This window comes from Thalassoroseus pseudoceratinae (genome assembly GCF_011634775.1).
GTDB classification, from domain to species: Bacteria; Planctomycetota; Planctomycetia; order Planctomycetales; family Planctomycetaceae; genus Thalassoroseus; species Thalassoroseus pseudoceratinae.
The window spans coordinates 204,813-229,344 of sequence record NZ_JAALXT010000008.1; the positions used below are offsets into that span (position 1 = coordinate 204,813).

Annotated in this window: 12 protein-coding genes; all 12 read right to left on the reverse strand. The window is 55.1% G+C overall.

All coding sequences use genetic code 11. The annotated features are described in order from the left end of the window. Positions 1–38 precede the first annotated feature (38 nt). From G6R38_RS25150 to pglX, 12 genes are read right to left on the reverse strand one after another with little or no spacing between them, the layout of a single operon-like run. Positions 39–1,082, reverse strand: coding sequence for a hypothetical protein (locus G6R38_RS25150; RefSeq protein ID WP_166831560.1), 1,044 nt, complete (start codon positions 1,080–1,082; stop codon positions 39–41). Further along, positions 1,082–2,317 carry an MBL fold metallo-hydrolase gene (locus G6R38_RS25155; protein ID WP_166831561.1) on the reverse strand — a complete coding sequence of 412 codons (1,236 nt, stop codon included), beginning with the start codon at positions 2,315–2,317 and terminating at the stop codon, positions 1,082–1,084. Before G6R38_RS25155 ends, G6R38_RS25150 begins: the two co-directional genes overlap by 1 nt. Continuing rightward, positions 2,314–3,162 (reverse strand): plasmid pRiA4b ORF-3 family protein, encoded by an 849-nt coding sequence (locus G6R38_RS25160; RefSeq protein ID WP_166831562.1) that lies wholly within the window; start codon positions 3,160–3,162, stop codon positions 2,314–2,316. Before G6R38_RS25160 ends, G6R38_RS25155 begins: the two co-directional genes overlap by 4 nt. Beyond that, positions 3,162–6,497, reverse strand: coding sequence for a helicase-related protein (locus tag G6R38_RS25165; protein ID WP_166831563.1), 3,336 nt, complete (start codon positions 6,495–6,497; stop codon positions 3,162–3,164). The genes G6R38_RS25160 and G6R38_RS25165 overlap by 1 nt, the downstream gene beginning before the upstream one ends. Beyond that, a complete protein-coding gene (locus tag G6R38_RS25170) occupies positions 6,494–8,332 on the reverse strand; it encodes a phospholipase D family protein (protein ID WP_166831564.1) in 1,839 nt (612 codons plus the stop codon). The genes G6R38_RS25165 and G6R38_RS25170 overlap by 4 nt, the downstream gene beginning before the upstream one ends. Next, positions 8,319–9,587 (reverse strand): DUF6361 family protein, encoded by a 1,269-nt coding sequence (locus G6R38_RS25175; protein ID WP_166831565.1) that lies wholly within the window; start codon positions 9,585–9,587, stop codon positions 8,319–8,321. Before G6R38_RS25175 ends, G6R38_RS25170 begins: the two co-directional genes overlap by 14 nt. 20 nt (positions 9,588–9,607) lie before the next feature. Further along, positions 9,608–11,119, reverse strand: coding sequence for a serine/threonine protein kinase (locus tag G6R38_RS25180; protein WP_166831566.1), 1,512 nt, complete (start codon positions 11,117–11,119; stop codon positions 9,608–9,610). A gap of 19 nt (positions 11,120–11,138) precedes the next feature. Beyond that, complete coding sequence (locus tag G6R38_RS25185) at positions 11,139–13,238, reverse strand: DEAD/DEAH box helicase (RefSeq protein WP_166831567.1); 2,100 nt, start codon at positions 13,236–13,238, stop codon at positions 11,139–11,141. After that, the gene (gene brxD / locus G6R38_RS25190) at positions 13,235–14,551 is read right to left on the reverse strand and encodes a BREX system ATP-binding protein BrxD (protein ID WP_166831568.1); all 1,317 of its coding nucleotides are present in this window, start codon (positions 14,549–14,551) and stop codon (positions 13,235–13,237) included. Before brxD ends, G6R38_RS25185 begins: the two co-directional genes overlap by 4 nt. Before the next feature lie 7 nt (positions 14,552–14,558). Further along, the gene (gene pglZ, locus G6R38_RS25195; RefSeq protein WP_206028720.1) at positions 14,559–17,246 is read right to left on the reverse strand and encodes a BREX-2 system phosphatase PglZ; all 2,688 of its coding nucleotides are present in this window, start codon (positions 17,244–17,246) and stop codon (positions 14,559–14,561) included. A gap of 8 nt (positions 17,247–17,254) precedes the next feature. Then, on the reverse strand, positions 17,255–20,938 hold the full coding sequence (locus G6R38_RS25200) for a phage resistance protein (RefSeq protein ID WP_206028721.1): 3,684 nt from the start codon (positions 20,936–20,938) through the stop codon (positions 17,255–17,257). After that, entirely contained in the window at positions 20,938–24,531 is a 3,594-nt protein-coding gene (gene pglX / locus G6R38_RS25205; RefSeq protein ID WP_166831570.1) for a BREX-2 system adenine-specific DNA-methyltransferase PglX, read from the reverse strand. Before pglX ends, G6R38_RS25200 begins: the two co-directional genes overlap by 1 nt. Position 24,532 lies beyond the last annotated feature (1 nt).

The window sequence follows — 24,532 nt, forward strand, 5'->3', positions numbered from 1 at the left end:
TCTCGGTCGGAGGTTCTTCGTGATTAGTTCTTCATGGCTTACCTGTAAACCACATCCGCAGGAAAGTGCTTGCCTTTATCGAATTGGGAATACTGTGGCAGGAAAAACACAACATCTCCGAGTTGAGGGAAGGCCGTCTTGAGCTTTGGGATCGCCTCCTCAATCCGTGCATCACCTTTCACTGCGATCACTTCTCCGTGTTTAGCGACGATTGCGACGTAGAGGTGGACTCTAAATCCTTCATCGTTTTTCCCCGCAAGGAGAATCGAAGGCCGCCTGCCACACTCGGACTCGGCAGTAGAGACTACCCAGCTTCTTTTTGCGGTTGCGGCCAATGCACCACAAAGTGCCTGCAACATCGCAGTAAATGGGTCGTGGTCATCCTGCGGACCTTTCATCTCGAATACCACTAGAGAGTTGTCTCGTCGGACTCCTAAACCATCTGGCTGGATTGAATTCTGCCTGCCGTCTTGGAAAGGGTTACTCTTGCTTGACAAGCCGAGGCACACCTCAGCAGCAAACAATCCAAAGTCTGTGTCCGGTTCACCAGTCGCAATGAAATCCAGTTGAGGCGTGGAGCGGCAGTATTCCAGCAGAGATGCTGTCCAGCTAAAACCATCTTCTATGTTTCGATGCTGAGTGGCGTCAGTGTTGTCCCAATGGTTGAATTGTTCTCGTTCGACAACGTGTGAAAACCCCTCGATCCACTCTACGACAAACTGAGTAAGTTCGTTGCTTTCGCCGGTCGTCAGGAGGGACTTTACTCGACTCGCAAAGAGAGACTGAAGCCTGTGGCCACCATCCCCCTCAGTAACGTCGTCAATAGGAGCTAAGGACATGCTGGCGTTCTTTAGGCTGATTTGCTCTCTCCAAAATTCAGTGTCCTTGTAAGATATGTGCGGAGCCATTTCCCAGAAGTGTTCCGGCTTCGTGAGCATCGTCTCAATGTCGCTTGTGGAAAGCTCTCGTTCTTCTTTCGTTGGAGAAAATCGATAGTCTCGCAAACACGAGCCTTCACCACTTACGGTCCACAATTGCCACGAATCAGGACAGACATCCTGCAGATATACGAGTCTCGCCATTATTGCACCTCCCACCACTCGTGATCGTTTCTAATTTCCACTCGATCTGACAACTCTGCGAACCCGTCTCGATCTTCCAAGTGAATCGGGAAGACTCGTCTGGCTGGGACCGCCTCGACGAACTGTCGAAGCTCGTCCACTGTTGCATGACCGGATGTATGAATTTGTTTTCGTTGAATTCCCAAGGCAGCCATCTCATCAAGCTCTTTGCGGTTACGATGAACGTAACCAGACCAAACTGAGCTTATCAAACTGGCACTATTCAAGCACTTCGCCCGCTGAAGGTCTCTCAGCATACTCGGGCGGAAGACCATCACGGAGCCAGAAGCCGCTTCCGCCAACGCATCCGGGTAGATGCGATGTGGATAATACGGGTTCGAGATGTGGAACGCCTTCTCTCGTTTGATCTTCTGCTTTTGACTGAAGGGCAGATAAACCGTTACCCCTTCCTTGCCGGGCTTTGGGAGAGCGTCATCCCGAGCGGCTCGAATGATCTCAGCGGTGTACATGTCGAGGATCAACTGTCGCCTTGATCGCTGGCAGGCATCCCAGACTGAGACAAGCCGGTCAATGTTCTGACTGGAACACCAGACTAAGCACATGCCGTCCGTCTCGTTGAACACTTCGGCCATCGCATCCGCTACGGAATGCTCGGTCGGGAAGGCGAAATCTGGATCACGACCAATCTGAGTTCCTTCGCAAATGAAGTCGTCAATGTCTCGTGGTGGATTTCGAATCAGATCATCAAACAGGTGGGCATTGCGTCCATGCCCTCGGATGTCCCCCGAGTAGAACAACCGCTTGCTATCGGCTTCGACCAGTAGGCAATAGCTGTCGTAGGCTGAGTGATCGATTCGATATGGCGTGATGCTGAATGGCCCGAGGGTAATAGTCTGCTGGTCGCTCAGGACATGCGGCTCAAGGTTTCCCAGCGTAGGTAGGCGAGTGAAGAAGGCGCTTACATCGATAATCCGTCGAGATGCTTCTCCCATGTAAATCGGCACGGGTTCCGTGATCTCCTCCAGCAGGCCGTAGTGGTCAGGGTGAGGATGCGAGATGAGTACACCCAGAAGGCTGTCGTCTTTCGAAGTCAGGCCCCCGATGTCGGGAACGGAGACTTCGCCTTCATCTTTGAGCGGCAAACCGATGTCCAAGACGATTCGCTTTCCGTGCGACTCGACTTCGACGCAGTTTCCGCCAATCTCGTGACATCCTCTGTGAATTCTGCATCTCATCGCATCTGCCTCCAGTCCGGCAGTCCTCGTCGCATCGCCTTCGTAGTCTCACCAGCATCAAACTCTTCGGGATCAAACTCACCTGCCCACTCCACGAAGTCGTCGTGCTGCTCGTGCTTTGGATCGGCGATGGCTTCAAGGAACTCGGCGTAGCCCCAAACGCCACCAACGTCTTCCGGTGGGCAATTCCTTTCGCCTTCGACACAAAGCGGGTATCGGCCACCTTTCTCGGCCTTCAGGCAGCCTTCGAACAGAATCTCATGTTCCCACCCGTCGCCGAAGTCGTACTCGTACAGAAAGCGGAATCTTTTGCCGTCCTTTGGGGCGATCTTGCTGATCTTGGTGACGGTAGAATCGACGCACTCGAAGTCCTCAAAGCCATCGTCCAGAAGTTCGGGATCACCGAAGCGCTCCCCGTCGATTTCGAACTGGTGGAGGTGTGAGTTCGTCCATCCCATTGCGGTCTGGATGTGTTCGTGGAGCTTGTCGAGCGTGCCGTTCTTGACCTGAATTCGCCTCCAGATCGGAGGCTGCGATTCGAGAAGAGTGATCTTGAACTGATAGAGACGCTCGGAAGCTGGAATCGAGCCGATGCCTTCGGATTCTTTGAGAGCCTTGCTAACGACATCGACCACATGCCGTAGCGAGTTCCGCTTCATGCCGTTGTCGGCATGGGGACGTGCGACTTCAGCCTTGCCTCGGATTGTTTCAAGTTCTTTGGCCGTGAAAGAGATCGTGCGAGGATTCTTCTGGTCGAGCTTGAGACGGTCGGCGAGTTTGAGGAGAAGATCGGCGACGACGTTGCGTTGGGCGGCAGTCAGGAGGACGTTTAGCGAACCGGGCATTACACCGCCCTCCCATCTTCAAATGGGCCGAAGTTAATTGGACTCAGATCGATCATCAGCCTGTCACGAATCTCGGTGATCCGAGTCTCTGAGATGTTGGTGAGGAGATGTTCGACGAGTTCCGCCTGCCGTGGCTGACCAAAAGCGAGTCGGTATAGAGCCAGCGTCTTGAGCAAAGTCGAGAGTCTCGCCCGGTCTCGGCTGAACGGGTAGAAGGGAATGATGCGCTCGATCTGAAAACGGTCGGCCTCGACATGCCAAAACGGGATCAACTCACACTTTCCGGTCCCAAGCCGTTCGTGTTGTTCTGCCACCTCGAACAGTGCTTCCCATACGCCGTCATCGCCGAGAGACTCTTCGCTAAGGTGCCTCCCGTATTTCGCCGCTATTTGCTGGCGAATAACCAGACCTTTGAACCGATTGATCCGCCCTTCACGCTGTTCAAGATCGATTGGATTCGATGGCAGGTTCCAGTGGACGATCTTTCGGCAATAGGTGTGGAAGTCGAGTCCCTCTTGCCCAATGGACGTGGTGGCCAAAACAAACGGACGAAATGGAGAGTTGAAGTTCAGCCGGATTCCCTTGACCCGCTTTTTGCCGTCGTCCGTTTCGATTCTCTGGTTGCCAAGCTCGACAGCGAAGTGACACCGCATGTTTCGAGTCTTGTGATTGAGAAAGCTGTTCAGGTCATCGACCTTGACGGGAACCGTTCTCAGGTTCATTGAATCAATGAGCCGTTCATACATCTCCCAGATCGACGGGCAATCGGCTTTCAAGACGTGAAAGAACTCGTCCATCACCGACTGGAGGCATCCATCGACACAGTATTGCAGCACACGTCGCCAGTAGGCGGCTCGCCTCGTACTCAACCGGATGGATGCAATCGATTCCGGCTTGTTGAACAACGTGAGAAACTCGTGGGCGAGTTCGAATGCAAAGTGGCTTCGGTCCTGAAATGATGGTTCAAAGTGGTTGTTCACAGTCCGAAGGGCTATGACGGCGGGACTGGCAATCGCCATATCTGCGAGAACTTCAGCGAGATCGCTGGGGAGTGGACCAAGCTTGGCATCCATCGGCTCTCGAAAACACTGGGCGAATTCTTCAAAGTGCTTGGCCTTAGAACTTCCGTCCTTGTTCTCATCGTCGAAGTAGCCCGAGTCATACGGTAGGTCATCGCTGAACAACCAGTCGGCCAAGCCTACGAATTCAATGTGGCGATCCAGAAGCAGAGGTGCTGCCCAGTACCAGCGATCCGGCTCACCGTTGGACGTTTCAAACTGATGGAGTTCGGCTTCGTCGATCAGCTTGTTTATGCGAGCCACCAACTCTTCACGAACATCCGTCAGCGAGCGCTGGTGAATCAACGCATCCACGGGATCAAACGCCTGAGCCAATGTCTGCGATGGGTAGAGCAATGCGAAGTTCGACATGTTGTTTGCCGATTCACCATCGTCAGTCTTCTTCTGCTTGAAGACCAGCTGCGGGATCGGGTGCCGTCGTTCGTTTTTGGCGTGAAAGTATTTGCGGTTCTCCTTCTCCTGCGGATCGACGGAAGCAATGTTGCCAACGGTCCTGCGTTCCACCTCGTAGGAAATCAGCGACGACAACATTCGAGGAACCATCAACCATGCCGAGAAGATCAACGTCTTGGAGAATCCATCGGTCCCCTCGAATGCTCCTGAAGGCGGATAGCAGGGCAGACTCGGAGGAATCCAGAGCAGATTCTCGCCATTGTCAGCCAGCACTTCGTTTAGCACCTGATTCAGCTTGGCATTTGCCGAAGCACTGTCACCGTTCAAAATCACGTCGTACTGCTTCACTCGGCGATGGTTGATCCACGCCGACGAATTGGACTTTAACTGCCGTCGCACATCGGACTCATCCTTCCTTTCACGAAGCCGATCTTTGATCTTGTAGCCATCCAAGAAAGACAGCGGGAACGGAGCGGACTTGCAGAACTCGACAGGGGCATGGAGCTGTTGATGGGACTTTCCGTTCGTCTCGTTCAGGTAACGGACCACATTATCGGTGGCAACGAAGTTGTTGATGTCGCCTGCCGAGATGTGCAGCGGGTCCGACTGCCATTTATCCACCGTCATGGCGTTAAAGTCTTCGGACACGCTCAGTCGTTCGGTACGGCACATGACCCGGCGCAGAATGCCCTGAACCGCATCCCGGTGGGACGAGTCGATCTCTCCAGTCTTCACGTTGAGTTCAAGTAGTTGCTTGAAGAGTGCTTGGCGATGATCTTCGTAATCCGCCAGAGCATCACCGTCTTCGTCGAAGAGAAACCCGAGAATCGTGCGAAACTCCTTGTAATGCTCCTCACCGCTCTCGCAAGGCGAGTCGCCGGTGTACGCCTTGAACGGTGTCGCAGACAGCAGAAGGATCCTGGCGTCTTGCCTCCCGAAGATGCGTCGTGCGATCTCGGATGCTTCCGACTCGCCATCTTGACTGACAAGTTCTTTGAACCTCTGGAACTCGTCGAGAATGTAGATGTCGGCGTCGATGTACTCGACGCAAACTTCCGAAAGCACATCCTTTAGTTCACAAACAAGATGGTTCGAGGCGTCTCGGTACTGGCCGAAGTTCTTTAACGTCAGCAGTTGAGCGAGTCCGTAAACGGCATCGTAGAGCGAGATCGACTTGTAGATGTCGAGGCACTCAAACAACGGGCAGTCCGTGTATTTGATGCGTTTCTTCTTGATGGCCTTGAGGAATCGGCCTGCGCAGTCAGATCGCAATGGATATCCGCACGGCTCGTCACGCTGCTTGTAAAGTGCCTTGTACCAATCGCTGGCAGCCCTCTGGACCGACGCCCGGAGCATCACCGCCAGAGCTTTCGGATAGTAGCTCAAATTCTCGTCTTGCATCAGCAACGAATACAGAATCTTCCGTTCATCCTGTTGGCCCGTGTTGCTGCCCTTGTTGAAGGATGTCGCTGGGGTGAGCGTATTGAGACGCAGCACGCCTTCGTCGCTGCCCTCGGGTTCCCACGCAAGATAGGTGAGACGGCTCGCAAAGCGGTCGTAGGAACGCTGGTCCGGGTAGATATCGAGTTTACCGACGTTCTCGTGCGCAATAACCTGATTCGAACAGATGTATGTCACCTTGAGCGGCGTCGTATCGCCCGACTCAATCTTTTCCTTGATCCGCTGAGCGATCACTCCACGGGCGACAATCGTTTTGCCCAGCCCAACCTCGTCAGCGACGAGCATTCGCTGTTGGCCCTTGTTGTACAGATTGTCGTAGACGACCTTAACCGTCGCCCGTTGAAAGTCTTTGAGGGCGGCGAGACTGCGCTCGACATGCTCGTCAACGTGGTGCTTGTTCATTTCTGTTCCCTCGCTATCTGCATGGGAACGTCCTGCTTGAATGCCTCCCAGAACTCCACGAACTCTTGCGGGACAATCTTCGTTTCTGCGTCCTCGCCTTCCTCTTTCCGAAGCTGCTGGATCACGTCGTCGATGGCTTTTAGGCGGCGAGGTGATCGGGATGCCGCCAATAACAACTGCTCAAAAATGGGTGTGGACAAATCCCAGATGCTTGTCCCATCCCCATTGCTGTTCCTCCCGTTATCATCTGGTCCGGTGCCGACTTGTTCCTTGTCCATGTCGTCCGCTAGGAGGAAGCGGAGGTACTCAAAGAACCGATCTCGGCTGTTGATGATGCTGCGCAGAATGCGACTCACTCGTGTCTCGGGAAGCCCGTCGATTTCCACTTTCATCAGGAAAGATCGAAGCTGCTCTTTTTCCTGCCAAATCTCAAATCGTAGGAACCGGCTCAGATTGCTTTCGTTGATGTTCTCAAACACAAGCTGACTCACTCGTCCGGGGGCCAACTCTCTTGGCTCAATTCCGTCCGAGTTAAATGGCGAGACACGAACGCTGAAGTCTTTCCACTTGCGGGAGCCGGGATCAAGAATGAGATGCAGGTCGAAGTTCGCCTCATTTTCGGACGGCGTGACTACCGCCTGCTTGATGTCCAAGTATCGGAGCAGGTCAAACTCCAGCAGACGGAGCTTTTCCTCCAGCTTCTTGCGCTCACTGTCGTCAATCGGCTCATCAGGCGGCTCGTAGGGCTGGAAAATCCCGCCCAGTTCATTCTTGCCGAGCAGTTCCTCTTTCAGCCGGTCAAGCTGTACGACACCGCTGCGTCCTCGCAGTTCCAAGATGAACTCGATATTTCGCTCGAACGCAGCTTTCGTGGCGTTGGCCGAACCGAGGAACCAGAGTGTTCGAGTCGAATCCCCTTGATAGACATACAACTTGGCGTGAAGGTTTTGCTCCAACTGCTCGCCCTCGCCATCCTCGCCCGTTTCAAGGCTTTCGCCGTCAACGATCAAGTCCGAGATACAGAAGGCCCGAACATCTTCGAGCGTCTCTGGCTGGAGTCGTTTCAGTTCTTCCCGACAGCCGAACAGCAGCAACTCGTCCGAGACGTTCTCCCAAAGAGTGTGGACGGCTTCGTCATGAAGAAACGGGCTGACGCAGATGGCTCGACTGCCTTCTTGAGTCACGATGGGATTCTCGTGGCCGTCAATGCCGACAGGATGAAAGACGAAGTTGTTGTTGAATCCGGTGGGCGTCTGAAACTCAACTTTTCGCAGATCGGAAACGAACTTACGGTCCCCGTCGAAGCCTTCATGTGATACGAGATGATTCACGAAGGACACGAGCGGCTGGTTCTTCCGCTGTCGTGTATCCGTGACTTCGCCGTCAAGATGTGCGGCAATGTCCCAGCTTCGGTCGTAGGTCAGATTCCGACTGAGGACGATGACTCGGTACATCGTCGGTTCCTCGTCATGCTCGTAGCGAAGAACCCAGACCTTCGGATGAAATGCGGTGTAGGCGTCCTCGGGCAGAATCCCGACGACGCATGGTTCGAGCAGCCCATAGAGCCGGTTGTGCTTGCGAGGAACATGAATCTTGCCCTTCTGATGGTAAATCCGCAGCACGTCAGGGCAACGCTGGATGGCTTCGAGTAACTGGACCCGCTCGGTCTCAAAGTTACCTTCCAAGGTTTGTGAAAAGAACAACGCCACCGGAATCGAAAGCAGCGTGTTCAAGTCCAGCGTGTAGGTGGCGGCGACCGCCTTGGAGAGTCGATATCCAGAGGGCGGAATTAGCATGGCTCCGTAGTCGAGCCGGTGCTTCTTAATATCCAGCATCGTCGCCCTCCGATGCTGCGAGTCCTCGGTCGATGTCACGGATGATGGTCCGTGCCTGCGTCAGCCGGTAATTCAGATCAGCAATCCCAATCCACTTGCCGACACTCTCGTCCGCCGTGGGCTGGAGCCGGGCACGGCCTTTCTTGTTGAACCGCTCTTGCTTCGTGACCAGTTTGTCGAGGTGGTCAGTGTCAGCTTTTTCGCACACGCCATCGATCCACGACTGCACAAAGTCAATCGTGTATTCCTTGACCCGCCGATGATGGAGCTTCGTCTGTTCCCAAAGACGGCCCGTGTCCCATCGCTGCCACGGGAAGGACTGCAACTCGGCCAGCCATTCCGCCCACTCACCTTCGAACTCGTCACGCAAACCGCTCGTCCCGTGCTTCTCTTGAAGGAGGCAGTTGTAGCGGATATGCGCACCGTACATGAGTTGCCAGAAGTCTCGTGCGGTGGCAATTGTCCGCTGAAGTTTTTCAGGAAACTGATCGAGGAACTTGGCTTCATCGGCCAGCGTCGTAAAGTTCCAATCGCTTGGCAGATCGAGAAACTTCCGCCGCACATCGCTGTCGAGAAGAATCTGTCCCAGCAAACTCAACGGGACACGAGCCTCGATCTGCCGAGAGAGAAATGACGCCTCCTCATGCGACAAGTGGATCGTCAGGTCTTCGATCCAGTCGTCCTCATAATCCGGCCCATTGATGGTCTCGTTCGCTTGCTCCGACGCATCAGGGTCATCGCCCTTCAATTTGTCGTTCCCTTCAACCAAGTCCCGTAATGGTTGATCCGGGTTGGCGAATCTTCGGCAGAAGACTTGAAGAGACAGATTGGTGCGAATCAAGCCGAACTGCCGAATGCCGGTCCAGTAGGCAGAAGATGGCTTTCGCTGCACCTCGCCTTGCTTATTGGCGAAGGACTCGCCGATGATCCCATCCTGCGGGTCTTCGTAGTGATTCTCGACCATCCACTCCATGCACTGGTTTTCATGATCGTTCAGGTAGTCCGCCAGCTTTCGTCGTCGCCGCTTATGGGCAGGCAGCTTTTCGTAGTCCTTGAAAATGCGTGGAACGGTCAAGAAGTATTTGGCTCGTGTCTGGATCGTGGAGATGCCCGGAAAGAGCGAGTCCGAAAAGGAATCACGGATGACGCCAATTCCAAGCTCATCAACCACACCGGGAGTGGAGAGCAAGTCGATGACGGACTTGACCTTCTCACGATGCTCTGACGAAAAATCGACCCATCCGATTGCTGACAATTCTCGACACTCCCTTCTTGCTAGTCGTACATTCGGGACACTTCGTGTTTCGGGAGCCGTTGTAGTGCTTGCAACTGCTCTACTTGAACAGACTGGCCTGAGTTAAGAGCCTTGATGAGTGGATCAATCATTTTATCTGCCGCCTGAACTAGCACCGAATTGTATTTGGTTGCTACGAAGAAGTAGGTCGGTAGTAGATACCTACGCCGCAGTTGTGACCGACCTGCCAATTCAACAACATCACCGTCGATGCTTGCGAAGCCGTCGTCATGCTGACGGTAGTCGATGTAGCGGCCATCAAATAGCCCGGCCACTTCGTCTTCACCGTCATGGTCGCCGTAGATTCCAAAAGGTGGCATAGCATCGGACCGAATCAACACTGAACAGCGGTCAAGTCCTGAATCTCGGGTCACCCAACAGTCTGTGATTTTGTATTCCGTCCAGCCGAATAACCAATGCTGATCGTCGCTTCTCTCCATGACCCTAATGGCGGCATTTGCATCTCCTTTAGTCCACCACAATTCGTGCGAATCACTGATTACAGAAAGAGACTCAATTAAGTCATCGATTTCCTTCTTTTCGGTGAGATGGACAATTCCCCTCTGGCCGGGAGTATGTCGCCGCAGTAGGCGCTCGAACCTCTCCAAACAATCGATCACATGTGCGTGCCATTTCTGCGTTTTTCGATGCTGGTCCTGTTCACTGAGTGTGTCAATTACAACTTTTGCAGATTGAAGTCGTTCCGCTGGCTCTTGCCTCGACATTAGAGGTACGACTTCATCGAACTGGGCGTAATCTTCGTCGATCAGTGCCATCGTCGGAGGTGAAGCGCCTCGAAACGTCTTCTGTGTCACACACCAATATAAAACTTGCCCTAAAGCAAAAATGTCCGCAGCAGGGGTAAGTTTTGCTTCCTTCTCAAACTGTTCGGGGGCGGAAAACTGGAAGTTCGCTATCCGGTCACCTTTCTTTGTCAGTTCGGTCCCTGCAAACATTTCAGGGTCGAACCATGCGATGCCAAAGTCGGCGAGGACAAAGGTTCCATCTTCTCGAAGCAAAATGTTCTCGGGCTTGATATCACGATGAATTATTCCTTGGTTGTGGATATGACTGAGTGCCCGGCACATGTCGTCACACAGCCGGTGAAGTTCAGACCTTGGAAGCACTCCAATAGATTGCACATGGGCTTTCAGCGAAGCCTGACAACGCTCCATGATGATGGCCGGGACAGCCAAATCATCCAGTGTTACTACATCGTAATGGAAGAGCCTAATGAGGTTGTCGTGTTGCGGTATGCGGATCAGGCGACGATATTCCCTTTGGAACCGTTTCAGCTTAGTAGAAGGCTTTCCGCTCAAGTCTTCGGCGAAAAGTTTGACTACAGCAGAGCCTTCGAAATCGACAGGATATACGAGGCCATTTCCACCCTGACCCAGCAGCGATCCTGTAACGGAGATGTCCCCAAAACTCGTCGGAATGATGCCAGCCTTCTTGATATGGCTGGTGATTCGGGATTTGATATCGTCGCTCATTATCCAAGGACACCTTGTTTCAGTTCGGATGACTCAAAACTACGACTCGCCGCCTTTCCTCAATGGCTTGTGCCACCGCCATTCGGTCATCGAATCGAGAAGTAAACACCTCAGCGGCAATCTCCGGGGAGAGACATTCGGAGAACTTCAGGTTCTCCATCGCATCAATGCTCGGGATCGGCTGGACGGCCTCGGGTTGAACGCCCTCGATGTATTCGGACACGTTTTCGAGTGACGAAGCCGTGGGAAAACTCAGGCAGAGATTGTCGGCTTTCACGTCGCAGTGAGATTTCAGGTGGTCCGCCAGAAGTGCGTTGGCGACTCCCCCAGCGAAGGTCCACCAACAAATTTCTCCATTCGGTTGCTGAACAAGGCTGGTGGCATCTGATGAGACCCACGGGTGGTCGTCTCGAATCTCGTTAAACTGTTGCATGGCTCGTCGGGACCAAGCTGGGTCATCATCGTCTGAGGCAAGGATGCGGCGGATACTCTGGCAGACTGCATGGCTGAGCATCTGACCCTCACCAAGCCAGCGTGATCGCCCTTTTTCGTCGGTTGGCTCGACGTGGGCAATCCGGCGCTTCCAGTCCAAGTGTTTCGTTTTCCAGCTTCGGCCTGCCAACACCAAGATCGCCGGACCTTCTTCTCGCTTGTAGAACGTGGACTCGTGGACATTGCCGAGTTCCTTCTGACCGGACATCACCTTGAACAACGGCGGCGAAGTAAACACGGAGAGGATGTCCATAAAGTTTCGCCGACCAAAGGTGTTCTCGCCTTCCGGGGCAAAAGCCAAGATGCCGTTGTCACTCCACAAGATGCCTTTGGCCACCATGAACTCGACGAGTTCCGTGATCCTCTCCTTTGACATCTCCGAGAAGCCAGAGACGTTTTCTAACCACGGAAGCCATTGCGACTGCCCGATGCCCCGTTCCTGAAGGATCAGAGCCATCAACTGCTGAGCGAGGATGTGATAAGGACACGGCGGCGCTTGGACCGGCTCAACATAGCCACGCTGCCAAAGCTCGATCAGGGCCGCTGCTCGTAGAAGTCCTTCGTCATTGGTCGCAAGGAACAAGCAATTCCGGCTTGTGCCCAAACGACGCCCCGTGCGCCCCATGCGTTGCAGAAACGACGACACCGTACCGGGAGCATCTATCTGAATCACCCGGTCGAGATCACCGACATCAAGGCCAAGTTCGAGCGAACTGGTGGCGACAATGACACAGTTCTGGCGCTGGGCGAACGCTTCTTCGGCCTGCCGTCGCTCATCGATGCCGAGCGAACTGTGCGAGACAAACGTGTCGATGCCATGCTGCCGCAGCGAGACCGCCAACTGCTCCACTCGTGAGCGGCTATCACAAAAGACCAGTCGCTTCTCACCTTGATGAAGCAGGCTGATGACCTTGGCGGCATTGGCGAGCGAACCCACGAAGTCGAGTTGTACGTCAGGCGTTTTAGTATCACTCCCTTTCGGCCAGACGACTTCCTGTGGCCGCTCGGAACCTGATGAGAGCCATTCCAGCATCTCTTGGGGATTGCCGACCGTGGCGGACAGCCCGATCCGCTGAATGTCTCGCTTGGCGATCTTGCCGATGCGGGAGAATACCGAGAGCAAGTGCCAGCCACGATCATCACCCGCAAAGGCGTGAAGTTCATCGATCACGACAACTTTCACGTTGCTGAAGAACTGGTGATGATCCACCTTCTGTGAAACCAACAGGACTTCCAAAGACTCTGGTGTCGTCAGCAGGCAGTCTGGCTGCTCGGCAAGTATCTGCTTGCGCTCCCCCTGCGGCGTGTCACCGTGCCAAAGTGCGGCTCGCCGACCGACCAACCGCATGTATTTGTCGAGCCGCTGTTCCTGATTGTTGAGCAGGGCCTTGATCGGGCTGACGTAGAGAATCGAAACGCCGGACCACGACTCATCGAGCATCTGGGAAATGACTGGAAAGAACGCCGATTCAGTTTTCCCGCCAGCGGTCGGCGCAAGAATGACCAGATTCGCTCCGGTAAGGTACGCCTCAATCGACAACGACTGCACTTCTCGCAAGTCTCGCCATCCGAGCGAGTTCACGATGTGATGTTGGAGTGCAGGATGTAGTCGGTCAAAGGCATTCACAAATCTAACTCAATGTCATCCACATTCTGGGCCTGAGCTTCTCGCTCCACGGGGGTCATCTCGTTGCTGCTCAGCGTCAATTCGTAGTCTTTTCGAGGGTCAAACGAGTCATGCAAATCGATTGTGTCCAGCACATTGACGACGAGCTTCTTGAGAAACAGCCGGGGCGTGATTCCAACCTTGCCGCCAAGCTTGCCGGTCATTGATCGGGCGAGCGTGTCGATGTACTCGGTGTTGGCCAGCGAACGCACCCGTTCGGGAGCCTTGCAGTCAGCCGCAAACAAATCTCGGACCTTGGTGCCGACTTCCACCAATCGATCATGGTCGAAGGTCGTCAATCGCAACTGCACCGCCCGTGGATTGTCGAACTGCGCATTGCTCGGAAAATCCACATGCAGGCGTTGAGCCAAAGGTTCAAGGCGCTGAATCCCCTGTGGTCCGTCGTAAAAGGCAGGCGTGCCAGTGATGACCAAGTACAGGCCGGGAAACCGACCACCATCGATGTCGTCAAGCAACTGGCGCAGTGCGTTTAGACCCTTCTCACGCACGTCCGAACGAACACGTTGGATCGTTTCGATCTCGTCCAGCACCAGCACCAGCCCAGAGAACCCGGAATCCTTTAGGATCAGCAACAGTCCTCGCAGGAAACTCAGCGCTGCAAAGTGGTCCACGTCTCCCTTGATCCCCGCTTCTCGTTTGATCGAGGCGGCGACATGTGGTTGCCCGGCCAACCAACCGGCAAGACCTTCTGCGGTGGCGTGGTCTCCATTTCGCTGTGAGGTGCGATAGGACCGGAGTGCGGCAGCAAACTGTGGTGTTGCCCGAGTGATCTCGACGAGTCGTTGCTCCAATAGTTCATCCGCTCGATCCGCCAGAGCTTTCTCATCACTTGGATCGATGGTTCCTTCGGCCAACACATCTTCTTCGAGGCCGTAGAACCATCCGTCGAGGATCGAACGAAACGCCCCAAGGAAGCAGTCAGGCGTTGAAAGCTGCTCCATCGCTCGGCGATAGACGGTTTCCAATCGGTGCAGCGGAGTTTCTGTCTCGGAAATCTGAACTTCAGCGGTCGCAAATCCCTGCTGCTTGGCAAACTCCTGCACCCAGCGAGCGAAGAACGTCTTGCCGCATCCATACTCACCACGAACGGCCTTGAAGATCGCACTCCCTTGAGCCACGTCTGTCAGTTCTTCGGCAATCACGCTGTCAAATCGTTGAAGGCCGACAGCGAGGAAATCGAGTCCACGTTGTGGCACCGTGCCTTTGCGCAAGGCAGCGATAATCTCTCGGCGTCGTTCGGGGCTGATTTCCATGATGCACTCAATCCAAATCGAATTGGCGTTTCAATTTGCCAACATTCAGTTCCACACGGTTCTCGTTCCGATCCAAAGTGAGAATCTCGTATCCATCAACGTTGAGGACACGCTGCATCTTCACGACCAATCCGTCCAGTCGAGCCATCGACACCTCCGCAGCCTTGGCAAAGGCAGTCGGAGTCATGATCCCGCCGCTCGCAGCCAATGCCGACAGACATGCCTGCATGACATCGTTCTCGACCGGGTGTCGGCGGATCATCGCTTTCTGGTCTTTGTAAGCCTGTGACTTCAGCAGCGCCACGATCCATTCGGCTCCGTCCGCCGTAGGCTTCGCTTCCGTTTCGGGCTTCGAAGCCGGTTTCTGTTCCGGCTCCATATCGAAGAGGGTCGGAGGACCAACTTTTTGAGGCACGGTGATCGTGACCTGTGGCTCTTCGACTTTGGACGTAGCGACTGGGGCTGCCGACCACCAGTCGGGCTTGGGGTATTCGCAGCGTACCAGTCCCGTGTAGGCGCTGGTCTTGTCGGTCAACAAGATCAACGGACAGACCATTTCCTGCGGGGTCGCCCCTCCGTGATAACCGTTATGCTGGACCTTGTAGTAAACACCTTCCGACCACGGCACGATGATCGACTTCTCACCGGCGACAACTCGCTCGCCTTCGATGACGATTTCATCTTCCATGCACTTGCCATCGTTCATGCGCCAACGGCTGCTGTCGTCATGGCGACGATTGGTGCCGTCAGGCCGATGCCAAACGTGTCCGTGATCGCTGGCAAGGATGACGACCCGTCCTGAATCTCGTGCCAGTCGCAGCAAAGCCCGTAGAGGATTGATGCGACTCAGCGACCAGTGATCGATCACCTGCTGGGCATTGGCGAGACGATCATCGATGGCATTGATGACAACCCCGACCACCTTGTGGACCTGTGAAAGCACTTTCTTGGAAAGCTCTTCGGAGACTGCTCCTCGGTTGCCTTCCGTGATGTCCTTCTTGTGGAACAGCACGGGCGGATACCGTTTGTCGCAAGCCTCTACGAGTGCTTTGTGTTCCCTAAAGTTCCGGTCTTCAACGTTCTGTGCCCCATGCGTGAGTTTGCCAGACAACAACGTTGCTCGGGAATAATTGGTCACGCTGGGGATGGTTGCGATCACTGGCGCAGGCGGTGCGCCGGACTCGTCCAACGTCGATTCAAACCAATGGTCTTGCCGGATATCTTCCAGCAATTCATGGCAGACAGCCCAACTCATTCCATCCAGCACGACCAGCAGAACTTTGTTTCCAGCATCGACCGCTTTACTGACAACGCTGTCCAGCACATCCTCGACGCCCAACACGCCAGCCTGCTTCGAACCTACCGCCGTCCAGTCGGCCAACGACTTGGCGAAGGTGTGGCTTCTCTCTTCACGAATCTTGAGGACCGTTTGGTCGAGAAGCTGATAGGCCGCTGACAGATCGGCCACGTCTTCGCCACGGCACAGCGGCTCCCGTGCCCAGTCCACGAACGACATCTCTTTAATGTGGTAATTGGCTTGATCGGCGAACGAAGTGTGCTTGCCGGGTTTCTGCTTCAGCCAACGGACCAGCCGCACCGCCATCTCTGCTTTCGAGACCTGATCCTTGTTGCGTCCAAGTTTCGCCATGCGGTGTTCGGCGATCTTTTCCAGTCGCACTTCGCAGGCGGTGATTGTGTCCTCGGTCGTCTCTTCGACCGCCGTTTTAATGGCGTGGCCGAGGCGTCCCAGTCGTTGTTCAAACGACAATCGGGAAAGCGTGTTGCGATAGGCGTGGTCTTCGCAGAGAAACTGTTTGATGAGTTCATCCGCTCGCTGCAAATGCTGCTGGGCGATTCGGGGATCATCATGCCGGTCGAGATCGGCAATCGCATCCACGGCGATCTTGCCCAATGTGCGGCCCACGGTCTTGGGAATGGGTTTGTTCCCGTGGTACTGCTCCATCCGAGCGGCAGCAGCGTCGAGTGTGGAATCATCACCGGAACCGAACACGACCTGACACACGACCGCCAGCGCCAAAGCATCCGGCCCGGATTTGCTCTCGATGAATTTCAGGATGGAATCCGCAGCATCGCCGAGATTGTGGACCAGCCGACGACGGAGACTGGCACCGATCTCGTCACCCGCCTTCTCGTACCGCTTCGTGCCTTTCTCCGATGACGCCCACAACAATAACGACACGAGATCGGGTTCCCGCTCGCCCATGTCAAAGACGTGACGGCAGATCGCTCGCCAGACCGTTCCGCCATCCAGCAGCCCAGCCGACACGGGCGGATAGCCGTCAGGCGGGGCGTATTCCATCAACGCCTGTGCGATAGCCGGTTCGCAAATCGAACGATCCAGTTCCTTCGCCTTGAACAGTGAACACAGACTGGCCCAGTGATCGACAGGGAACAATCGGCTGCGAGCCAATCGCCCAACCACATCGTGCCCAAGATCATTCTGCTGAAGCCCGGTTAGAACGACGATCCGAGTGTTGTCTTTCTCGGCACCCAGAAGTGCTTCACGGACTTCGAACACGGTGTCCGCACGAACGACCTTGGCATTTCCGAACTCAAATTCGACTTCGCCCGGTCCCTGCATCGAGGATGCAACGTGCAGACCCACAGCCACGGCGTCGATGTCACGCTGCCACTTGTCTTCCACGAGGGACCGCACTTGCTGTGAACTCAACATGCCGACGCTCATTCAGACTCCTCGTCCAACGTCCAGTGGATCGTGAGCCTGAGCTTGTCGTTCTCTTCCAACTTTTGGACTAGACCTTGGGCTTCCTCCAGAGATTCGCCGTGACTCAAGCGGGAGCGGCTGCCGGTCCCAACTTGCTTCCAACCCTTCTTCGGCGGCGGTGGTGGTGGCGGTGGCGGATCATCGGGCTTGGGCTTGGGCGGCGTCAGCAGTTTGACCGCTCGACTTTCAGCCTCAGACAATTTCGAGGCCAACCCACCGGCCAATGCCAACTCATCGGTACACAACGCCGATTGCACGTCCTGAATCAACATGTCGGCTTGCGTCTTTCGTTCGTCGGCCAGATGGGAAACGCCTTCGAACAAATCCCACTTGGTGTTCCGCAGGCAGTCGAGAGTGGAAGTTGCCGACTTGAAGCTTCGGCCCATTGCCGTTCCCGATGTTTCCACCGTGGCTGAAGCAATCGCACCCACGAGAGCCGTCGCCTCTTTCCCTTCACAGTCGGCCAGCAGCTTGCGGACTGCCTTCGCCGTGCGTACTCGGTCGGTCTTCCCGATTTCACTTTCGGCAACGCCCAAGTTCTTCAGGATCAATTGCAGACGATCCGGCAGCATGTCGCAGTCGGACTTCAGATCGCCGACGCTCTCTTCCACCTTGGACGCCAGCATCGTCAGGTTCGACGCATTCAGCAGCCGTGAAATTGCCAGACCGAAAACTTCCGAGACTCGTTGAACAGCGGTCTCCCAATCCTTCACGTCAGGAAGCTGCTGCTCGACAAGCTCCAGTTCGCTCGGCATGTCGTCCATCGTGGGCGAGTAGTTACCGCCGTATCGCACAAAGGACCGATTCGTCTGGTCTGCGTAGACCAGCACCAGCAAGTTCTGAATCTCCCGAGGCAGGCCACGCTCGTCGGGCTGGTCCATCCAGCGTCTCAGATCGGCCACCGTGGGGTGGGGTTGGCCGGACTGAGCCAGCATTCGGTTGAAGTGCGTCTTCCAGAATGTGCCCAAGACGAACGGCGTCTCGTGCATCTGGCCGAGATCGAGCGGGTTGCAGATGTTCCGCAGTTTCGGACGAACTGACTTGTCATCGACGATGATGCGGCCATCCTGTGTGCGTGCCGCCTCTTGGCAGACCGCAAGCACCTGCTTCAAGTCCTTGCCGAGTTTGATCTCCTGACCGAACTTCGGATGCTTTGGATACTGGTGCGACAACGCCTGATCGAGCAGATGCTCCAGCGCCTCGCCAAGATTGGCTCCCACTGGCCGTTGCAGCATCAGCGAGGGAAACAACGACTGGAAGTGCGACTCCGACATGTCATACGCACTATCGAGCGATCCCGGCGTCGGTTCGCTCCGAATGGCATACGCTGCTTCGACGACTTGAGTGATCCGAGACTGAAGAGCGCTCTGCTGGTTCTTCAGCAATAGCCTCGCAGTCTCCCGGTCCTGCATCGAAAGGTGCTTAGCGTATTGGTCGAGGTTACTGCCACGAAGCAGATGATCGATGATGACCAGCTTACCCAGTTCACCTTGCGTGCGTGTCGAGAAGAAGGACGGAAGCCAGACGATGGTGCGATGGGCTTCGTTCTTGTCACGGAACTGATTCAGACGGTCCAAGTCTTCGATGGGCGTATGCCCTTCGGAATCGAAGGGGAAGTCGAGGATCAGCTTCCACTCGTCCGATGACCGCAATGACTCATCCGGCAACGCACGGACGTTCGTGAACAGCACGTCGCAGGATCGGCGACTGCCACGCCACACGAAGTTGTGGCCAATGAACATCTCGTCCTGATCGGGAATGCCGAGCGACTGAAACAGCATTCCCCGGATGCGTGACTGCCGGTTGCCGGGATTGTCGAACACTCGGGCCGCTTCGATCAGGCTCTCGGTATCAACACCTTCCAGTTCGAGCGACACCGTGGGATTGGCCGGATCGCCTTCGACTCGCAGTTCACCACAGATGCCTGCCCATGTGCGGAGCTTCTGAGCGACGACCTGATGTTCCCGGCCCGGAATGCGAGAACGGATCGTGCCGTGGTTGAGTGCCGCCAGCCGAGTGCAGGTCATGTTCTTGAGCGCATCTACGCCCTGCACGAGCGACGACAGCAACATGCTCTTCACGAGCCGGTCGTCGTTCTCGAATCGAGCCAGCCGGTCGGCGATCTCCTCGTTCTCCTTGGCTCGCTGCTTATCGACTTCAAAATCGATCTCGTGTTGCTGCTCCAACATGGGCCGCAGTTTGTTCTGGTAGAGCTTCTTGGCGTTCTCGAAGCGGACCCGCATCACATCGGTAAATGCTTCGTCGCCGTGCGCCACCACGTCCCAAAGATCACCAAGTGGAATCACGTCACCCAGCCGCAACGTGTCACGTCGGTTGACCAGCAGTTGCAGCATGATCTTCAGGGCTGTCCGTTCCCGCTGAAGGGCGCTGGAAACGGCAACCAGTGCTTGGATCAACGCCGGGCTGAATGGGTAGACCTGCTTGAACATCGCACGGTCGGCTTCCCGAGTGAGCAAGACTTCCATGATCTCCTGCCGGACCTTGGCCGTCTGTTCGAACGCCTGCTCAAGCTCGGCCTTGCACGCATCGTTCTTGGGCTTCAGCACACGTTTCTGAGCGATCACCGGCAGGTTGCGGTCTTCGAGCGTGATCGTGTGGAATCGGCCTTCCCAGTGGGACAATACGTCTGAGAAATTCAGGCTCTCCACGCCGGTCACGTTCTCACCGATCAGATCACGCAAGTCTCGCTGACGAGCCACGAAGCTGATGATCGGCACCGGGCGTTCGGCCTTGCGGGACTCGACCAGCTTGGCCAGCTTGTTGCCTTCGGTCTGGACGAAGTTCAGGTCCGCCGAGTGCGTGGCCAGCCAGAGGATCAGTTCGTCGAGGAACAAGATCAGGCCGTCGTAGCCGAGCGTCTTGGCGTGTTCGCTGATGATCGCCAATCCTTCGTCCAGATCGACGTAGGCTTCGTCTTTCCCTTGAGCGATCCCACGGAACGCCGGGAAGATGTTCTCGACCAACTTGCCGACCAGTTGGCTGCGTTCCTTGCTCTTGGGGGGCGCTTCGATGGCGGCGTCGAAACGCTCGGCATTCCAGCCTTCGAGTTTTCCCCAGCCGCCGCCTCCCCCGGACCCGCCTTTATTCAGGTCTTCGAAGAACTTCTCATCGCCGAGCCGCTCCCGAAGCTGCTTGGCGTTCTCGAAGATTTCGTCGGCCAGATAGACGCCGGGCAGCGGCGCACCGGCATGTTGATCCTGAACGTAATCGACGTAGCCGCCGAGGATCGCCGACTCCATGCTACGGGAGCCGATCATGTGGTACGGGACCAGCAGAAACTTCTTGTCCTCAACCCATTGGTTTTTGTCGCAGACTGACGCAAGTTCGGGAATCGACCGCACCTCGGAATTGTGCTGGAGCAACAGGTGCAGCACAGCCATGAAGTGCGACTTACCAGAACCGAAGCTGCCGTGCAGGTAGCACGCCTTGCTGTTGGACGCATCGACGGCAGAGCGGATGAAGCCCAGCGCATCATCGAAGCTGGCGACCAGTTGCGGCGTGACGACATACTGTTCCAGCGTCTTTCCCGGCTCGTTGACCCCTTTCGACAGGTTGAGGACGAAATCGCCCTTGCGCACCTTGTCGGGGAGTTCGAGGATGTCGCTGATGAGCTTGTCCATTATTTCGTCTTCCTCTTGCGACGGGTCTTTGTTTTCTTCGGTGGCTCCCACGCTCGGATGTCGTCGAGCGTCAGGCCGAGTTCGTGGGCGTCCGCTTTGAGCATCGTCTCAAACGACTGGCCTGCGGTTTCGCCGAACTCGGGATCGACTTCGGGATGCCATTGGTGAATCCATGGCAACAGTTGATCGAGACCAGCCAGCAGCGGTGTCAGACGTTTGGCGTCCCAGCCTTCACGCTTGCGAGCGTCGTAATAGGATATGATGGCCGTTGCCTGTTGCAGATGGTTCCAGCCTGCCCAACCGACGACGAGAGATGGATCGCTCTCGGTTTCGCAGTGGGGAAAGCTGATCCAGCGTTCTTTGGGAACGTCCAGCTTGCCTCGCAAACGCCAGTTGTCAGAAGATTGAAAGTCTGAAGACTTGTACTTGGGGGGAACCTTAATCTCGCTGACTTCCTCGCCAGCATCTTCCCTCCGCTGGAGTTCCCACATCTTTTCCCAGACTTCACGCTTACGAAGACCAGCAGGCTTGTAGCAAAGGATTGGCAGAAACGGGACCGATTCAGACTTGACGAGTTCAGCGACGAGTGCCGATACGTCGAAGTCATTACGGCCACGATAGACAGCCGCAACCTGCAAAAACTCTTGATCTCCGCTGGCTCTGTCTGACAACTCGGCAACGGAGTTCAATCGAGGTTCGTGCGACGATGGATCAGGCCAATAGGGCTGGGCTCCGAGGCGGTCAATGAGCCAATTACGGAGGGCACGCTCCGTCTGCTTTTCCCATGGTTCGACCTGCCAACGTCGCTTGAAATCTAGTTGCTCAATCAATCGAATACTAGAGTTAGCATCCGCAATTCTCATTCGGTGTTCAATCATGTCTTTGTACTTGGGTGCGAGATCATTTAGTTGACCTGCCCCTCGATAAGAATGAACATCGTAGAAGATTGATTTATTTCCCGATTGAAGTGACCGCAACAAATACTTTTCAACAGGCCGATGTTCTGGGTGCAGTCCCTCTTCTATAACGGCTGGCGAAAGCGACGTTGGTTCACACAAATCGAAAAGTGCGTAAACATGCCAGTCCAACTCCTCTTGGTAGCTGACGAGTTTAAGATGTGTGGATTCGAATTTTCGTCGCCCAACATCTAAGCGAGATTGCAGTTGCTGAACTCCTTCTTTAACAATCGATTCCGGTAGCTGGTGTTGAATGTCGCAAGCCAGATTATCCATAATGCGTGCGAGAGGAGTGAGCGAGCGATACGCAGCAGGAACAGGGCACTTCTTCATCATCGTACCTGCGAATTCGTATTGACGAGACCAATGTTCTGGCTTGATTCCACCACCTTGGCCGCCCAGCCCCTTGCAAGTCATTACTTGTTTCATCCAGAAGCATGCCAAGGAACTGTTGAGCAAGCCCAGCAGAGCAAGGTGGTCATCCTCAGTTGCAGTATCTTCGAGCTTGATTATCGGTGCGGACTGCTTGTAGATCGTGCCCCCCCGATCAAGGGCGAAATGATTGTGCGTGGCAACAAATGCGAAGACAATAGATAATGGGGTGCACATACGATCCCGTGGTATTTGACCGTATTCATACCAAGGCTTTCCTGCCTCTTGATATGTCTTCCCTCCGAAGACCTTTCGATTCTTCAAGACGGTTCGGTATGGCCACATGAATTGAAGCGTTTTTGGGAGTTCATCTGGCGGTAGAGTGTTTGTTTGTTCGTCATACGGAAATATCACGGAGTCACCTTCCGTGTGACGCCAATTTCTTACATCTTCACCTATCCCGAATGGACGCACTTGCGACTGTTCGCAACCCGCTTCTTTTAAGATGCGTTGTGGCTGGCCGAAAACATCGTCCTGCTTCGTGATGCACATAAACCCTATCGACTCGATGTGGTCCGCAAGAGTAGTGTCGCAGTGTTGCTCAAGACGGTCTCTGAGTTCGCTAACACCACCTCCACCTAGATTCCAAGGATGTTCCATAAAACCTGATCGTGGCATGTCTGCAACAGATGTGAATGCGCTTTCGCAATCCACATCATCGATCTGGCGAACGATGGACTTCCAGACTTTCCCCTGAGCGGCGTCATCAGGTGTGCCTGATTCGCCTTTGATCCCTAATATCGCTCTCAAACTGTCGGAAAGCGGGGGTCGATTCCTTCCAAACAGAATGACGGTAGATGTCGTGTGTCCGGGGATGAATGCCCCCGACGTGTCTATGATGTGCGTTAGATCAACTGTGGGAAAGAAGGACTCAATCAGCTTCTTCCCAAACTCCCTCTTCATAAAGGAGTGGGCAGTAATCATGCCAGCAAATCCAGCTATCGCATCGCTGCCTGACAATGAAAGATCGAAAAACCTCTCTGCGAACGGCACTGCGAGCGAATACTGTCGATGACAGGTTGAGTATCTATCTCGATATGCCTGATTCAAAGCGTTGTCTTTTGGCGTAATATAGGGCGGATTTCCCACAACGACGTGATACTGCTGTCCCAGCACCTCTGAGACGGCTGATTTGTCTTCGCAAGCGTAAATGTGAGGTGCCCAGCTTTCTTCTGCTGTACCGAGGAACTGCTGTTCTCCCTTCTTATTTCCTTCTCTATCCCAACGGCTTCCGAACAGCAGGCTGTCCCCTGTGGCCAAATGGATGTTCCATGCTGGAGCATCTTTCAACCGTTTGATCCCACAGGCTCTTAGTGCAGCGACGATCAACCGGAACCGGGCAATGGCGACTGCGAAAGGGTTGATGTCGCACCCCCAGACCCCATCGAGCGCCTTCTGCGCCGCTACGACTTCGTTGTCTTCCCGCTTGATCCACAGTTCGAACAGTCGGGCAAACCCACCGAGCAGAAAGTGCCCCGAACCGCAGGTCGGATCGATCATCCGCACTTCATCGAGGCCGAACTCGTCGATGGCCGGATCGAGCGTGCGATCCAGAATGAACTCTTCCACAAAGACCGGCGTTTGCAGCAGGGCGTACTTCTTCCGGGCACGCTCGGATAGGTCTTGATACAAGTCACCCAGAAAGCGGGTGTCACCGTCTTCGACTTCAAACGACCGCTGGAGTTCACCTGTCTCGGGAACCACATCTCGCCAGAACGCCAGCAGCTTCATCGCCATGTCACCACTCGGACCCACGGCCCACAGCGGCGTCTTCCCTTCGGCGAACAGATCACGGCAGGCGGGAATCTTGCCGACTTCCCGAAACACATGCTCGAAATATTCCCGGTCGGATTCGTGTGGATGCTCTCGAAAGTAAAGCTCGTGTGTGTCCTCGGCCAGTGTGCGACGGTCGCCATTCCCGGCCAGCCAGCACTCATCAATCAGATGGTTGTCTTCCATAAACCGCACGAAGACGCAGCCCAGCACCCATGCCACGGCGACCTGATCGAGATAATCCTCTCGCCAGACTTCAAACGCATCCGCTGTGCGGCCACCTTTCTCGATCTGCTGGTACGCTTCCCTCAGACCGGCATCGACTTCAGCACTGTGTGGGTCGTCCTTGGCCGTACTGCGAGCGAGCAAGTCTTCGGACAGGTCCGTGACCAGCTTCTTTAGTTCGGGGAGTAAAGTCTTGATGTCCAGCATG